At 63.9% G+C, this 15,510-nt stretch carries 14 protein-coding genes; 4 read left to right on the top strand and 10 right to left on the bottom strand.

The genetic code is table 11. From position 1 onward, the window contains the following. Positions 1 to 21 precede the first annotated feature (21 nt). The 10 genes from ASD07_RS05795 to ASD07_RS05750 are packed head-to-tail and all read right to left on the bottom strand — an operon-like array spanning position 22 to position 11,323. Positions 22 to 723 carry a prepilin-type N-terminal cleavage/methylation domain-containing protein gene (locus ASD07_RS05795; protein ID WP_055926632.1) on the bottom strand — a complete coding sequence of 234 codons (702 nt, stop codon included), beginning with the start codon at positions 721 to 723 and terminating at the stop codon, positions 22 to 24. Beyond that, positions 720 to 1,394: a hypothetical protein gene (locus tag ASD07_RS05790; protein WP_055926630.1), complete on the bottom strand. Its 675-nt coding sequence runs from the start codon at positions 1,392 to 1,394 to the stop codon at positions 720 to 722. The genes ASD07_RS05795 and ASD07_RS05790 overlap by 4 nt, the downstream gene beginning before the upstream one ends. Continuing rightward, entirely contained in the window at positions 1,378 to 1,920 is a 543-nt protein-coding gene (locus tag ASD07_RS05785) for a hypothetical protein (protein ID WP_055926628.1), read from the bottom strand. The genes ASD07_RS05790 and ASD07_RS05785 overlap by 17 nt, the downstream gene beginning before the upstream one ends. Then, positions 1,917 to 2,543: a hypothetical protein gene (locus tag ASD07_RS05780; RefSeq protein WP_156397887.1), complete on the bottom strand. Its 627-nt coding sequence runs from the start codon at positions 2,541 to 2,543 to the stop codon at positions 1,917 to 1,919. Before ASD07_RS05780 ends, ASD07_RS05785 begins: the two co-directional genes overlap by 4 nt. Continuing rightward, a complete protein-coding gene (locus ASD07_RS05775; protein WP_055926624.1) occupies positions 2,540 to 4,084 on the bottom strand; it encodes a hypothetical protein in 1,545 nt (514 codons plus the stop codon). The genes ASD07_RS05780 and ASD07_RS05775 overlap by 4 nt, the downstream gene beginning before the upstream one ends. A gap of 4 nt (positions 4,085 to 4,088) precedes the next feature. Continuing rightward, positions 4,089 to 5,285, bottom strand: a complete 1,197-nt coding sequence (locus ASD07_RS05770; protein WP_055926623.1) for a type II secretion system F family protein — start codon at positions 5,283 to 5,285, stop codon at positions 4,089 to 4,091. A gap of 1 nt (position 5,286) precedes the next feature. Beyond that, entirely contained in the window at positions 5,287 to 6,981 is a 1,695-nt protein-coding gene (locus tag ASD07_RS05765) for a GspE/PulE family protein (RefSeq protein WP_055926621.1), read from the bottom strand. A gap of 6 nt (positions 6,982 to 6,987) precedes the next feature. Next, on the bottom strand, positions 6,988 to 8,625 hold the full coding sequence (locus ASD07_RS05760; RefSeq protein ID WP_055926619.1) for a tetratricopeptide repeat protein: 1,638 nt from the start codon (positions 8,623 to 8,625) through the stop codon (positions 6,988 to 6,990). Further along, complete coding sequence (mshL, locus tag ASD07_RS05755; RefSeq protein ID WP_055926617.1) at positions 8,622 to 10,442, bottom strand: pilus (MSHA type) biogenesis protein MshL; 1,821 nt, start codon at positions 10,440 to 10,442, stop codon at positions 8,622 to 8,624. Before mshL ends, ASD07_RS05760 begins: the two co-directional genes overlap by 4 nt. After that, positions 10,439 to 11,323, bottom strand: a complete 885-nt coding sequence (locus tag ASD07_RS05750; RefSeq protein WP_082507151.1) for an ExeA family protein — start codon at positions 11,321 to 11,323, stop codon at positions 10,439 to 10,441. The genes mshL and ASD07_RS05750 overlap by 4 nt, the downstream gene beginning before the upstream one ends. A gap of 179 nt (positions 11,324 to 11,502) precedes the next feature. On the opposite strand from ASD07_RS05750, the gene ASD07_RS05745 reads away from it, so the two are divergent. Genes ASD07_RS05745 through ASD07_RS32145 form a run of 4 tightly spaced genes read left to right on the top strand, consistent with a single transcriptional unit; the run spans position 11,503 to position 15,497 of the window. After that, positions 11,503 to 13,209 (top strand): GspE/PulE family protein, encoded by a 1,707-nt coding sequence (locus tag ASD07_RS05745; RefSeq protein WP_055926616.1) that lies wholly within the window; start codon positions 11,503 to 11,505, stop codon positions 13,207 to 13,209. Position 13,210: 1 nt separating this feature from the next. Continuing rightward, positions 13,211 to 14,446: a type II secretion system F family protein gene (locus tag ASD07_RS05740; protein WP_055926614.1), complete on the top strand. Its 1,236-nt coding sequence runs from the start codon at positions 13,211 to 13,213 to the stop codon at positions 14,444 to 14,446. Further along, positions 14,443 to 14,925: a hypothetical protein gene (locus tag ASD07_RS05735; protein WP_055926612.1), complete on the top strand. Its 483-nt coding sequence runs from the start codon at positions 14,443 to 14,445 to the stop codon at positions 14,923 to 14,925. The genes ASD07_RS05740 and ASD07_RS05735 overlap by 4 nt, the downstream gene beginning before the upstream one ends. 2 nt (positions 14,926 to 14,927) lie before the next feature. Beyond that, a complete protein-coding gene (locus ASD07_RS32145; protein WP_055926610.1) occupies positions 14,928 to 15,497 on the top strand; it encodes a type II secretion system protein in 570 nt (189 codons plus the stop codon). Positions 15,498 to 15,510 lie beyond the last annotated feature (13 nt).

The raw sequence follows: 15,510 nt of genomic DNA, 5'->3' as shown, positions 1-15,510 counted from the left end.
GGCGCTCTCCTTGGTTTGTGTTCACGGCAGCCTTTGGGCTGCGAGCATTCGGTTGAACAGGATGTTGGGCGATAGCCAGACCACGATATCGTCATAAGCGCCGCCTGGAGCAGCAGGGTTGTCGGCGCGGTCGCGCGCGATGAACATGCGGCCGTCGCCCTGGAAGTTGGCTTTTTCGTCGACATTGCCCTGGCCCATGTCGGCAGCCTGCACGCCTACGTCGCTGAAGGCGCCGAAGCCATTGCGGCCTTGCGACAGCACCACGGCGGGAATATCGTTCTGGGCGCTGGCCGGTACCAGTGCGCCCGTCGCTTCACGGCTGGCGATGCTGATGTCGCGCGCGGTGTTGAGGCGGAACGGCACGCCGCTGTCGCTGAACGAAGGGGTGACGCTGTACAGGTAGAGGTGCTGCCAGGCGTCGAGCTTGGGCAGGCCCAGGGTCGCCCACGGCAGGAACCCGAGGCGGCGCCCGTTGCTGCAGCGGGTGCCGCTGCGGTCCTCCAGGCCGTTGGAGGCGGAGATGGCGGGGCAGGGCAGGTAGCCGTTGCGGGCGGCGAATCCGGCCAGCGCGTCGCGTGCTTCTTCCAGCGCTTTGATGGTATCGGCGGCGCGCCGCTGTTCCATCTGCGCCGACAGGGGCGCCAGCATGCCGCCCAGCAGCAGGCCGACGATCACCAGCACGATCGCCATTTCAACCAGGGTGAAGGCAGTTTGCTGTTTCATGGCAGGGTCCTGGCGGCCGCCATCCTTTCGTAGAGCGTGTGCAGGGGGACGGTGACGAGCAGGTCGTCGAAGGCGCCGCCCGGCGCGTCGCTGTCGGCGCTGCGTGGCCGCTGCATGAAGTCGGCGGTCGCCTGCAGGTTGCCGGCTTCGTCCTGGCTGTCCAGCGCATCGCTGCGGCCGCGCGAGAAGATGAGCGCCGGCGAACATTGCGCGGCCAGCGAACATGTCTCTTGGCCGGCCACGAAGAACAGCGCGCCACTCGCGTCGCGCGACAGGACGCGCTTGCCGGCAACCAGTGCGGTCCGTGCCAGCGGTGCGACGGTGAATGCCGGCGTTACGCTGTAGCGCAATTGGCGGCCCCAGTTGTCTTGCGCCGGCACGCCCAGCTCCATCCACGGCAGCAGGCCGCTGCAGTCGGCTTCGCTGGCACACGATGCCGATCGTTCGCGTCCGGCCTCGTCCGTCGCGGGCCGCGGCAGGCGGCCGTGGGTCGCGGCAAAGCCGATCAGTGCCTCGTTGGCTTGCGCCAGCAGGGCATGGGTTCGCTGTTCACGTGCGCGTTCGACGCTGCCGCCGCTGAAAGCCGACAGCAGCAGCGCAGCCATGGCTACCGTGGCAACCAGCAGGAGCGCCAGTAGCGCAGCGCCGCCTTGCTTAGCGCGCGGCTTCATGCACTTCCCCAGTGGCCGGATCGTAGCGCTGGCCCGGCTTCAGCACGACAGAGCGCCCGTCAGCCTGCAAAGTAACCGTGCCGCGCGTGGCAGCCCCCGGGGGCGCGGGCTGCGCTTCGCCATTCACGATGATCATCGCCGCGCCATTGCTGCGCCGGATCACCCCGCCCAGCCGAAGTCCTGCCGGCTCCGCATTGCCCGCTCCCGGCAGCTCGGCCGTACCGTCCGCGCCTGTCATGGCGCCGTTCGCACCGCCCATGCCGGGCTCGCCAGCCGGCAAGCATCCCGGCGCCGCCCCGGGGGGGCAGCCCGGCGATGAATTCATCCCCGGCGCAGCAGTCCCGCCGGCCGGCGGTTGGACGCTGCCCGGCCCCGCTATGCTGCCGGCTGGCGCCGCCTGGTTGCGCTGCGCATCAAGCCGCACGCGTTCGTCCGGCGTGGTGAACAGCCGCCCCAGGCTGACGAAACTCTGCGCGCCAGCCTGGCAGGCCAGTAGCAGAAGCAGCGCCGGCAAACCGCGCCTCATAGCGGGCCTCGCAGCGGCTTTCCGGGCGTCGTGGCAGGCGTCAAGGTCAGCCAGTTCAAGGTGCAATCGGCATTCAGGGTCGGCGCCAGGACGCCGGTTGCCGGCGATGCGCCCGCAGCGCGCCGGATCACGCAATCCTGCACGGCGAAAGTCCCGGTCAAACGCAGGTCGGAAAGGAAGTTCAGTAAATCCAGTTCGTGCAGCAAGTCCATATGCAGGGCCATCCGGCTGCCAAGCAAGGCGTAGTCGCCCGTCGGTAACGTGGTCTCAAGCCGGTACGGCTGCTGGACCTCGATTTCATAAGTCAAAGGCAGCAAGCGCCGCTGCTCCTGAATCTGCCGGATCGCCTCCACCCAGTCGAGCCGCCGCTCGGGCCCCACCAGTCCGCGGCGGCGCAGCTCCACGAACTGCGGCTGGTACTGGCGGATCTCTTCCTTTTCCGTCTCGGCGTGGGCCAGCCGCAAGCGCGCCCCGTCGCGTTCCAGTACAGCTGCGGCCTCCTCGAAATGGGCGCGCCGCAGATGCCATGAACTCGCAGACACCAGGGCCAGCGAAACGGCCAGCGTGGCCAGGAACACCAGCACGGCATTTCGCAGCAGGGAAAACTCGCGAAAGACGATCATGGCGCCCACCTGAGATTCAAAGTGAATTTGGAGCGCTCTCCCAGGCCGGTCGGCGAACCCGCCTTGCCACTGAGTTTGACGTTTGGCCTGACATCAAACGGCAGTTGCTCGATCTCCACCGTCATGCCCGGCGTGCGCGCCAGTTCCTGCGCAAAGCGATTCATGCTGAGCAGGACGCTGCGATAGTCGTCCTGGCCTACCAGCACTTCTGCCTGCAGCCGCACCTGCTGCGGCGGCGCCTTGGGAATCCCGATCAGCATGGACGACTGGGGCGCCACCAGGGCAGGCGAAGTTGCCGTGCCCGGGAAGGCGCTGCTCGCCGTCACCGGCGCCACGCCTGGAGCATTGGCCCGCCAATCGAGCTGCGTCAAGCGGATTTGCGGTGAACGCTCAAGGGCCTCGCTCAGCACGGCCATGACCGCCTGCGGCCAAGGTCCCTGGCGCGCCACCATTTGCGCGATCTGCACCGCGGCCTTCATATTGGCAGTCTTGTCGACGGCTGGCGGCATGCTTGACATGCTGCCCTGGTACGCGGTGGTGAATCCATGCGTCTCCCGCTGTAGCGCCTGCGTATGGCTGCGCGCCAGCGAGTAGCCGATCATATTGGCGCCCGTCCACAACAGGCAGCATGCCGCCATGACCGCGCTCGACGCATACAGGGATTTGCGCGCGCGCCACAGGCTGTAATAGCGCTGGCGTACACCAAGCGGGTAGTGGCTGGGCGGGGCGGTGCGTGCCGCCATGCCGAGAATCAGCTGGTCGGGATTGTCGGAAGCAGCCAGCCGTTGCCGGGCCGCCGCTTCCGCCAGCGGCATGACGCGCCAGTCAAGCAGCGGGGCAATGCTGGCCGCGGGCGGGGTGGCGATACGGGCCAGGGGCAGCAAAGCCAGCACCTGCAAGGGTAGGTCGCGTTTCAGCATGTGCGCGCCGACCAGGAACTGGCGGGTGCGCTCCGCTTCCTGCTCGGGACTTGCCGCGGCTTGCGCGAGCCGGGAAAAGCGCAGTTTACCGTACTGGAAATAGGTCTGCCTTATGCCGCCCGCATGCTCCGTCACCAGCAGGAGATGCGGCTCCTGCCGTGCTCCTTCCGGCAGCAAGTCTGCGCTCAGGAGTGCGGGCGTATAAAGCGCCGCCAGCGGAATACGCTGGCTTTCCAGCGCCTCGAGCCAGGGGACAAGCATGGCCGGGTTGGTCAGCGCGGAGAGGAGAACGATATCGTCGCGCCGCCCCTCATCCTCGCGGCCTTGTACGTGCGCGCAGCGGAAAGGCGTGTCGCGCCACGCCTGCGCCAGGCGCCTGTCGCGCATGGCGTGCCCCGCGCGGCCGGCAACGTGCGGCAGCAAGTGGCGCTGGAAGTCTTCTTCCACCAGGTCGGCCAGCATCAGGGCAGGCGTATCCTCGCGGCCCTCCAGCCATGCGGTAAATTGCTGCAAGCCGGCGGGCGTGTGCTCGAAGCAGGGACCGGTACCGAGGCTGCCGCGTTCCCACAGCCAGCAGCAAAGCCGCTCGCCGGTCAGGTGCAGGAGTAGTTTGCGGGTCATGGACTCAGATCCTGATCGAACTGATGGTGTCGTAAATCGGCCCGAGCACGGAGAGCATGATCCAGCCCAGCACGATGCCGAGGATCACGGTCATCGCCGGCTCGATCATGGATTGCATGCGCTCGATCCGCTCCCTTACTTCGCGGTTGTAGAAATAGGCGACATTGCGCAGCGTCGCATCGAGTGCGCCGGTGGCTTCGCCAACGCGCAGCATGCGCACCACCAGCGGCGGGAACAGCTCGACCTGCTTGAAGGCCGCAGCGACGGTATGGCCTTCCGAAATCAGCTCGCGCGCGCGGCGCATGGCGGCCGCCACCACGCGGTTGCCGGCAATGCCTTCCGACAGGCGAATGCATTCGAGCACGGGAATCCCGGCGGAATACATCAGGGCGAAATAGGTCGCGAAGCGGGCCATGATCAGTTTGTGCAGCACCGGTACCGCACGCAGCATCAGGCGGTCGAAGGCGAAAGCAGTGCGATCGTCGCGCCGCAACTGCCAGCGCAGCAGCTGCCACGCCAACACCGGCATCGCCAGCAGCAGGTACCAGTAATGGATAAAAATGTCCGACAGCGCGATCAGGATACGCGTATGCAGCGGCAGCTCCTGCCCCATGTTCTTGATGAATGCAGTCAGCTGCGGCACCAGGTAGATCATCAGGAAGAACATCACCCCGCTGACGATGACCAGCACAAAGGCCGGATAGGTGATGGCCTTGCGCGCCTGCGCCGCCAGCTCATCTTGCCATTTGAGGTTTTCCGCCAGGTCGCGGAAGACTTCATTGACCTTGCCGCTTTGCTCGCCTGCGCGTACCAGGCTGGTAAAACTCTGGTCGAAGACCTCCGGATACGATGCCAGCGCACTGGAGAGTTGCAGGCCGCCTTCGATCTTCTCCACCAGGTCGGTAATGATTTCTCGCAGCCGCAGGTTGTCGGCGCCATCGCGCAGGTCGCGCAATCCTTCCAGCATCGGCACGCCGGCACTGCTCATTTGCTCAAGGTGGAAGCAGAAGTTGATCAGGTCGCGCCGCGTCACGCGCTGGCCGCCGATGCGCAGCTTGCGCTGGCGCGTTTCGCGGTAGTCGATCAGGTCCAGCGCCATGCGCTGCAGGCGCAGTTCGAGGTCGGGCACATTATGCGCGTCCATATTCCCCGGCACGATGCTGCCGCTGGCGTCCATGGCGCGGTAAATGAACTGTGGCATATCAGCTCAGCCTGTCAGTGAGGTCGACCACGCGCGACACCTCGTCCAGCGTGGTCAGGCCTTCCATCACGCGGCGCATGCCGTCGTCTACCAGCGAGTGCAGGCCGGCGGCACGGGCGGCATTGCGCAGCTCCCGCGCCGGTGCGCGGCGCGCCACCATTTCGTCAAATTCAGCGCTCATTCGCAACAGCTCCATGATCGCCATGCGGCCTTTGTAGCCCTGGTGCGCGCAGCGGTCGCAGGCGCCGGCGCGGAAGATCGTGACGGGCGCCTGGTCGGCCGGGAGCCCGAGCAGGCGTCGTTCCAGTTCGTCGGCTTCGACCGGCTGCCTGCAGTGCGGGCAAAGCTTGCGCACCAGGCGCTGGGCGATGATGCCGATGATATTCCCCGACAGGACATCGGCTACTACGCCAAGGTCGAGCAGGCGCGGAATGGCGCCGACCGCGGAATTGGTGTGCAGCGTGGAATAGACCTGGTGCCCGGTCATGGCTGCCGCCAGCGCCATGTCGGCGGTCTCCTTGTCACGGATTTCGCCGACCAGGATCACGTCGGGGTCCTGGCGCATCATGGAGCGGATGCCGTCGGCAAAGCCCAGCTTGGCCGATTCGTTGACCGAGGTCTGGCGGATCTGGTGCATGGGATATTCGACCGGGTCTTCCATGGTCATGATGTTCACGGATTCCGTGTTGATATGGTTCAGGATCGAGTACAGCGTGGTGGTCTTGCCGCTGCCAGTGGGGCCGGTGACAAGGATCAGCCCGTCGGGCCGCGCGATCATCAGCTTCAATACGTCGAGTTCATGCTCGGCCAGGCCCAGCTTTTCCAGGGGGACGATGCCTTTCTGGCGGTCCAGCACGCGCAGCACGATGTTTTCGCCATGGGTGGTGGGCTGGCTGCTGGCGCGAAAGTCGATCTGGCGGCCGGAAAACCGGATCGAAATGCGGCCATCCTGCGGCGCGCGGGTTTCCGCGATGTTCATATGGCTGATCACCTTGAGCCGCACGGCCATGGCGGGCCAGTACGAGCGGTGCAGGCTGCGGATCTGGCGCAGGATGCCGTCGATACGGTAGCGGATGCGCAGGAAGCTGTGCTCGGGCTCGAAGTGGATATCCGAAGCGCTGTTCTGCACCGCATCGGCCAGCAGGGCGTCGATCAGGCGCACCATGGGCTGGCTGTATTCGTCGGAGGCGGCATCCAGCGTCACCTCGCCGGTTTCGATTTCGTGCAGGATGCCGTCGATCGACAGCTCAAAACCGTAGTAATGGTCAATGGCGTAGGCGATATCGGAATCGTTGACCAGCAGCGGCACCAGCGTGATGCCCTTGACCAGCATGGCGTTGATCTGGTCGAGCGCGACGATGTTGGTGGTGTCGGACATGGCCAGCACCAGTTCATCGGTCGCCCGTTCGTACACGATGGGGAAGACCCGGTAGCGCTTGGCCACCTCCTTGGGAATCAGCTGGAGTGCAACGGCGTCGACCACCAGGCTTTTCAGGTCGGCCGAGCGGGTATTCAGCTTTTCGCTGAGCGCCTCGCGCATCGTCGCTTCGGTCACGAAGCCGAGCGCAATCAGCAACTTGCCCAGGGGCTCGTTGTTGCGTGTTTGCTCGGTCAGTGCGATCCGCAGCTGGTCTTGGCTGATGACGCCTTTCTGGATCAGCAGTTTGCCGAGCGGGATTTTCTGCGTGTCGGCCATTGTGCTTTATCGGGGCGGCGTTTCCAGGATTTGCAATCGCTTGCGGACGGCTTCGATGTTGAATGTTGGAGGACTGGCCTGCGCCAGTTCCAGCGCGCGGCGGTAATAGGTTTGGGCCAGGCGCGGCTGGTTCATGCGGTCAAGGCCGACGCCAAGGTTGAAAGCGTAGTCCGCGTTTTCGGGCATGGCGCTGAAGGCGCGGAAGTAGCTTTGCTGGGCTTCCGGCCAGCGGCCCTGGCGCGCGAACAGGTTGCCAAGGGCGAATTGCACGGGGCCGGAGTCGGGGTGCTGGCGCGCCAGGCCGCGCAGTTTGATCTCGTTTGCCTGCAGGTCGCCGGGGCGCAGTTCGGTGAGTCCGGCCAGGGCATCCGGGTCGTTGGGGTCCAGTTCGAGCAGGCGCAGGTAATTGCTGGATGCCTGTTGCCCATCGTGTTCGCGCAGCGCCACGGCGGCGGCGCCGAGCAGTGCGTCGCGGTTCGTCGGGTCTTGCAGCAGGGCGAGATCGTATTGCTGGTGCGCGGTGGCGAGGTCGCCGGACTTCAGGGCGGCGTAGCCATTCTGTACGGCTGGCTCGACCTGGCTCGACGCCGTGCTGCGCACAAACTGGACGGTGCCGGTGTCGCCTATTGCTGTTTTAGGCGCAGGCGATCTTACGACGCTGGCCGCAATGCTGCCGGCATTTTGTGCCTGCAGCCTGCTTTGCCCTCCAGCCGGTTGCGACGCTGCCGCGCCCTCTGCGCGCACCTGCCGTGCCGCGCGTTCCCCGGCGTCGCGCATTGCTTCGGCGCGAATGGCGGGATCGGTGATGGCGGCAAGCTGTTCGGGCGTGGGGATCGCAACCTCGGCATTCGGGCGCGAGGCTGGCGCTTTTGCGGCAGGCGTTGGCGTTGGCGTGGCAGCGCCTGCGCCGACCAATCCCGAAGTCCCGTTGGCGCCCGCCGAGGCAAACGAGTCGCCCGCGCCGGCTTCGGCTGCACCGGCGGCGCTGCCTGGTGCAGCGGCCTGCAGGCCGGGATCGCCGCCGGGCGGGGTAACATAGGGTGTCACCGGTATGGGCGCACCTTGCTGCGAGCCGTCCTGCGCTACCGGAGGCGATCCGGGCGCCGGCATGGGCACCATCGGCAGCCGCGCTCCGGGGCCGGGCGCTGACACGGCACGCCAGTAAATAAAGGCAAATACCGCGAGCAGGGCCGCCAGGGCGGCGGCCAGGATCGCAAGCCGGCGCGGTGGCGAGGCCATCGCCCGCTGCAATCCCGCGCTGCGCGACCCGCCAGCCTCCATGCCTTTCCCTGGGCCAGCGGCGGCCCCGTTGCCCGGGCTGCCTGCCGCCGCGCGGGGCGAAACTGTGGCGCGTGGGGCGGCCGCTGCAGGCGGCGGCTGCTTCGGCTCATGGCGCGCTTGCGGCGGCACAGGGTCATGTGCCGCTTCCTGCGCCGCAACGACCGGTGGCTCGGCATCAAGCGGTTCGAGCCGCCAGGCGTCAGGCATGACAGCGAAGGCAGGTCCGCCTTCGATCGGCGCAGGCGAAGGCACGGCATCCGCACCAAATGGTGGCGGCTCCAGGCTGGGCTCGTGTTCCGCATCATGTCCGTTCTGCGCGCGCGCGCGTTCGGCCTTGCGCAAGGCCTGCATCAGCAAGCTCATAATTCACCCGCCGGCCGCGGGGGCATGAGGTAGCGGTAGCTGCGATAGTCGCCAGCCAGGCTGGCATCCTTCACGACCACCGGCCGCAGGAAGATCACCAGTTCGGTTTTGCTGGCCGTCTCATTACGGTACGAGAACAGGTTGCCCAGCACCGGCACGGAACCGAGCAAGGGAATGCTGTCTTTCTTGTTGTCGACGGAATCCTGCATCAAGCCGCCCATGACGGCGACCTGTCCGCTCTGGATCTTGAGGATGGACTCCATTTCACGGGCCTGGATCACCGGTACCCGGCTCTTCACATTCTGTTTGCTCAATTCGGGATTGGGGTCCTCGACATAATCGACAATGCGCGTAATGGTCGGCCGCACATTGAGCGTGACTTCATCTTCCGCCGAAATCTGCGGCGTTACGCTCATGACGAAGCCCACTGGTACCGTCTCCACCTTGGACTCATAGGTGGCCGGCGTCGCAATGGTGCCGGTCGACGTGAGGACCGCAGGCGTGACTTTCAGCGTAAAGAAGATGCTGTTGTCGACCACTTTCAATAAAGCCGTCTGGTTGTTCAGCACGCTGATCTTGGGGCTGCTCAGCACCTTTACTTTGCCAAACGATTCCAGCAGCTGGATGGTGGCCGTGATATTGCCGAAGCGTGTAGTCGGGTTGGCGTAGTCAAAGATGAAGACCCCGGCCGAGCTTTTTGGCGCTACGCCGGAGGGAAGTGGTGTGGTGCCGACCTGTCCCTGTCCCAGCTTGCCATTGCTATTGATGCGCGCCCAGTTGATGCCCTGCTGGTACTGGTCGCTGAGCTTGACCTCGATGATGGTCGCCTCGATCAGTACTTGCCGTTTGGCGGTGGACATGATGATGTCGAGGAATTCCTGTACCTTTTCATGCTGCCGGCTGGTGGCGCGCACGGATAGCAAACCGCCTTCCGGATTGGCGATCACGGACGGCGGGTTACGGCCCGCTGGGGCCCCGCCGTTACCGAACGCGGTATTCGCGGCAGGCCCGCCAACTAGTGCGCGTGCCTGCGCCGCACTGGCCTGCGCGCCAGGGTAGCCGGCTTCCGGTGCAGCACCGCCTCCGGCCTGCATTTGCTGCATCATCGCATTGGCTTGTTCGCGCATCTGCGCCAGCGGATCGGTAAGCTGGTCATTGAGCGTGGTCGGGCGCAGCATATCGCGAATATTCTTCTCGAGGCTGTACCAGAAATTGTTATCGGAACGATTGGCAACCGATGTCGTGGAGTTGTTGTTGCCGCCGCTGCCCAGCGAACTGCCGGCAGTGGGTACCGGGTTGGATGGCGTGCCGCCGCCACCGTAGGCAGAACCGCCCGTGGTGGAAATCTGCGTCGCGATACTCACGCTGCTATTGGTGCTGCGCGCGATATTGACGTAGTCGATCTTGTAGTGGTTCCAGTACGGCTGGTCCGGCAGCACCAGCAGGTTCTTTCCCTGCAGTTCGTAGCGCATATCGACTTGCTTGCCGATGCGCGCCAATAGCTGCGGCAAGGTCTGGTCGAGTGCATTCAGCGTTACCGTGCCATCAATAGCAGGATGCACGTCGACATTCAGCCCTGCATCGCGCGCCAGCGCAAACAGCACCGATTGCACCGGTACGCGGTGCACCGACACGCTATAGGTCTCCTGCCGCGCAGCCGGCCGGGGCGGCGCAAGTGCGGCGCTTTGCTGCACCGGTTCCGGAATCGCGCCTGCCACCGGCTCGGGTTCGGCCACATGGGTAGGGGATAGGGGAAGTTTCGGCGCTGCGCAAGCCGCAAGCAGGACGCATAACAGGGAAGCCGCAAGGTTCTTCATGTCGTTCGCCGCCTGAAGCAAGTTGCCAGGAGTTTATCGAAAACGATCATACTGCGATTACCGCGAACCACCGCGCACGAATAAAGGCTGTCTTCAATCGCCTGCCGCACGTGGTAGGAATTTACATACGGCAAATCCTCGGCAAAGGCAGCCATCAGCGATTTGTCCGCCAGTACATTGATGCGGCGAACGATGCCTTGCGAGCCGCGCGCAATCAGCCGCACCGCGCCTCGGCTGAACAGTTCCGGCCCCTGGTAGCCTGCAGCGCGCAAGCGGTGCGACAGGAAGTAGGGGATCTGCTCGCGCGGCATCGGCGGCACATTGAAGCTGTGCGTGATGCGCTCGCGCAGTTGCCGCATGCGCGGCAGGGCCAGATGCTCATCCAGTTCCGGCTGGCCGAATAGCACGATCTGCAACAGCTTGCTGCTGGCGGTTTCCAAGTTGGTCAGCAGGCGCACCTGCTCCAGCGTTTCAAGCGGCATCGCCTGCGCTTCTTCGACCAGGAGCACCACGCGGTGCTTGGCGGCATGGCGAGCGATCAGTTCGGCGTGCAGGGCGCGCAACACCTCATCGGCACGGCGGCCGTTGGTGTTGAGTCCGAGCTCGGCGGCGATGGCATGCAATACTTCCTGCGGGCCCAAAGTTGGATTGACGAGGTAGAGCACGTCGACGCCGCGCGGCAAGCGCGCCTCGAGCATGCGGCACAGCATGGTCTTGCCGCAGCCGACTTCGCCGGTCACCTTGACGATACCTTCGCCTTGGGTGACAGCGTAAAGCAAGGCGGACAGGATTTCGCCGCGCGTATTCCCGCTATAAAAAAAGGCGGGGTTCGGCGTAATGCCGAAGGGGGCCTCGTGCAGGCCAAAATGTTGCTGGTACATGGCGGCGTGCAGGCATCGGGTCGATTGGAAATGGGCCCTGCAATTGGATCACGTATCGCAAGAATTCGTCGCGCTCCAGCATCGTGGCTGGAGTGTGGTTATTCTGCTAACTGGATTTGCTATGCTTGCACGATTCCTTCGCATACAATGCCAGCAAATAATGTAATCGGGGAAGTGGTATGACGAGACCGGAAAAGGTTCGTTTAGGTGAAATCCTGGTGCAGCAAAAGCTGCTGTCGGAAGAACAGTTGGGCATGGCGCTCGCGGAGCAGAAGCGCAGCGGGCGAAAACTGGGGCGGGTGTTCGTTGAACACGGCTTTGTCACCGAAGAACAGATTTCCGGCGCGCTCGCGCGCCAGCTCAACATCCCCTACATCAACCTCAAGTTCTACCAGATCAGTTCCGACCTGGTTCGGCTGCTGCCGGAAACCCAGGCGCGCCGCTTCCGCGCCCTGGTGCTGGAAGACCGCAAGGGAACCATGCTGGTCGGCCTGTCCGACCCGACCGACCTGTTTGCGTATGACGAAATTGCACGCCTGCTGAAACAGACTATCGAGCTGGCCGTGGTCAACGAGACCGAGGTGCTGGCCGCCATCGACCGCATTTACCGCCGCACGGAAGACATCTCCGGCCTGGCACGCGAGCTGGAACAGGAGATGGGCGAGGGCTCGGTGGACTTTGGCGCACTCGCTGCCGCCAGTCCGGGGCTGGAAGAAGCGCCGGTGGTCAAGCTGCTGCAATCGCTGTTCGACGATGCGGCCCAGGTGCGCGCGTCCGACATCCACATCGAGCCGCAGGAAGGCCGGCTGCAGATCCGCTTCCGTATCGACGGCGTGCTGCACCTGCAAACGGAAGCGGATATCAAGATCGCGCAGGCACTGGCGCTGCGCCTGAAACTGATGTCCGACCTGGACATCTCCGAGAAGCGCCTGCCGCAGGATGGCCGCTTCGCCGTGCGGGTGAAGGCTGCCCGCATCGACGTGCGTATTTCCACCATGCCGACGCAGTACGGCGAATCCATCGTCATGCGTTTGCTGAACCAGAGCGGCATGACTTTGCGCCTGGATGCCATCGGCATGCCCAAGCCGTTGCTGGACCGCTTCCGCGCCATCGTGGCGCGCCCGAACGGCCTGGTGCTGGTGACCGGGCCCACCGGCAGCGGCAAGACCACCACGCTGTACTGCGCGCTGGCCGAACTCAATTCGATGGAAAAGAAACTGATCACCGTCGAAGACCCGGTCGAATACCGCCTGGCCGGCATCAACCAGGTGCAGGTCAATGAGAAGATCGAGCTCGATTTTGCGCGCGTGCTGCGCTCCGCGCTGCGCCAGGACCCGGATATCGTGCTGGTCGGCGAAATGCGCGACCAGGAAACCGCCCAGATCGGCCTGCGCGCCGCAATGACGGGCCACCTGGTGCTGTCGACCCTGCACACCAACGATGCCGCCAGCACACCGCTGCGCCTGATGGACATGGGGGTGCCGCGCTATATGGTGGGCAGCTCGCTGCAGGCCGTGCTGGCGCAGCGCTTGCTGCGCCTGATCTGCGAGTCCTGCACCACGCCTTACACCTTGACGCCGAACGAGCACGAATGGCTCAGCCTCGAGCTCAAGGACAAGGTCGACATGGGCCGCTACTTCTATGGCAAGGGCTGTTCCCATTGCAATGGCCTTGGCTATCGCGGACGCACCGGGATTTATGAGCTGCTGGAAATGACCCAGTCGGTGGTGGACGCTGCCAATGATCCGGACCCGGCAACCTTCCTCAAGGCTGCGTCCCAGCAGATGGCCGGGCAGACCCTGCGGCGCCATGCGGTGCAGCAGGTGGTGCAGGGACGTACCACTGTCTCGGAGGCGATGCGTATCAGTAACCAGTTAGAGGATTGAGTTGCCTTATTTCGCATACAAAGGCCGGAATGGCCGTGGTGAATTGCTGGCCGGCGTGCTGGAGGGCGCGGACAGCGGAGCCGTGGCCGACCAACTGTTTGCAACCGGGGTGACCCCGGTAGAAATTACCGAGACCGCCAACCGCGCCACTGGCAAGTCGGGCTGGAGCCAGCTGTGGGAAAAGCTGACGGAAAAGAGCGTCAATTCGATGGACGTGCAGCTGTTCAGCCGGCAGATGCATACCTTGCTGAAATCGGGGGTGCCCATCATGCGCGGCCTCGCTGGCTTGCAGGAGTCGGCCATCAGCAAAGCCTTTGCCCGGGTGATCGCCGACCTGCGCGAGTCGCTCGATGCCGGCCGTGAGCTGTCGGCATCGATGCGGCGCCATCCGGAAGCATTCACGCCGTTTTACCTGTCGATGATACGGGTCGGCGAAATGACCGGCCGGCTGGACGAGGTCTTCCTGCACCTGTTCGACCACCTTGAATTCGAACGCGATATGCAAGAGCGCGTACGTTCGGCGCTGCGCTACCCGACTTTCGTGGTGATTGCGATGGCGGTGGCAATGGTCGTGATCAATATGTGGGTGATCCCCGCCTTCGCCGGGGTATTCCGCAGCTTGAATGCGGAGCTTCCGCTGATGACGCGCATCCTGCTGTCGACTTCGAATTTCACCGTCAATTACTGGCCCCTGTTCGCCGGCCTGCTAGTCGTTGCGGGCTTCGGCTGGCGCTCATGGATCGCGACCGAAGCGGGGCGCTATAACTGGGACCGATGGAAATTGCGCCTGCCGATCGCCGGCAAGATCATCCACAAAGGAACCATGTCGCGCTTTGCCAGGAGCTTTTCGCTGTCGGCCCGCAGCGGCGTGCCGATCGTGCAGGCCCTGACGGTCGTGTCGCAGACCGTGGACAACGCTTACCTGGCTGCCCGCGTCGAACAGATGCGCGACGGCGTCGAGCGCGGCGAAAGCATCCTGCGTACGGCAGTTGCGGCCAATGTCTTTACGCCCGTGGTGCTGCAGATGATCGCGGTCGGCGAAGAAACCGGCTCGCTCGACGACTTGATGGAAGAGATCGCCTCGATGTACGAACGCGAGGTCGACTATGAACTGAAGACCTTGTCGGCGCAGATCGAGCCGATCCTGATTACCTTCCTGGGCATCATGGTGCTGATCCTGGCGCTCGGCGTGTTCCTGCCGATCTGGGACCTGGGCAAAGTCGCTTTCAAAAAATGACGAAGCAGAGCAGGTTCCGGCGTTTTGAAGCATTGGTATGGTTGATCGTTGGTTTGGTGCTACTGGCCGTTTTCCTCGGCAAGATTCCGTTCTACACTAGGAGCGCAGAGGAGCGGGCAATAGATGTGACGCTGTCACAACTGCGCGCCGCAGTGGAAATGCATCGCCTAAGATCCAACGCAGCAACGGATGCGCTTGCGGGCAGCAATCCGATGCAACTGCTGGCGGTGAAGCCCGTCAATTACGTGGGCGAGTTCGCGAACCGGGGCAGCGCTCCGGCCGAACCGGGGACGTGGTTCTTTGATAGGGAGTCGAAGGAGCTGGTGTATGTATTACTTGCCCCAGAGAAATCTTCATTGAAGCAACAACAAATGCTCTATTTCAAGTTAGAATTGCGGCGCTTGCCCGAACGAACCGTCAGGCCATCAGAACCGCCCGCAGAAAATGCCGGCGTTGTTCTGAATCAACTAAATGACTAGCCATGACGCTGGTCCGTATGATTTTTGAACTCATGGGAGAAGTGATGAAAAATATTCCAAACTCGATGAACCGCTCGCAGCAAGCCGGCTTTACCTTGATCGAACTGATCGTTGTGATCGTGATTCTCGGCATTCTGGCCGCAACCGCTCTGCCGCGTTTCCTGGATGTCGGCACTGAAGCACGTGCTGCAAGCGTATCGGCAGTGCGTGGTTCGCTGAACGCTGCAAACGCGATGGTCCATAGCCGCTGGCTGATCTCGCAATCGTCCCCGGTAAAGCTCGAAGGCCTGGACGTCACGGTTGATGCCGCTGGCTACCCGACCGTCACCGGTACGCAAATCGCAAGCATGGCTGGCATCAACAGTGCCGATTACACGACCATCGCCCCAAGCCAGGGGGCAGGTAATGGCCCAGCTACCTCGGCCACTGAAACTGCGTTTGTGCCGAACAGTGTTGCGGGATCGACCAAGGGCGCCAAGTGCTATGTGAAATATACGGCAGCTGTGATCAGCGCGGCAACTCCGCCTGTCGTCACGCCCCCAGTCATTTCGCAAGATACGTCCGGCTGCTAAGCGGCCCGGCAAT

Source organism: Duganella sp. Root336D2 (assembly GCF_001425005.1).
Taxonomy (GTDB): Bacteria; Pseudomonadota; Gammaproteobacteria; order Burkholderiales; family Burkholderiaceae_D; genus Rugamonas.
Note: the sequence above shows the minus strand (reverse complement) of the source record. Positions and strands in the feature narration are given on the sequence as shown.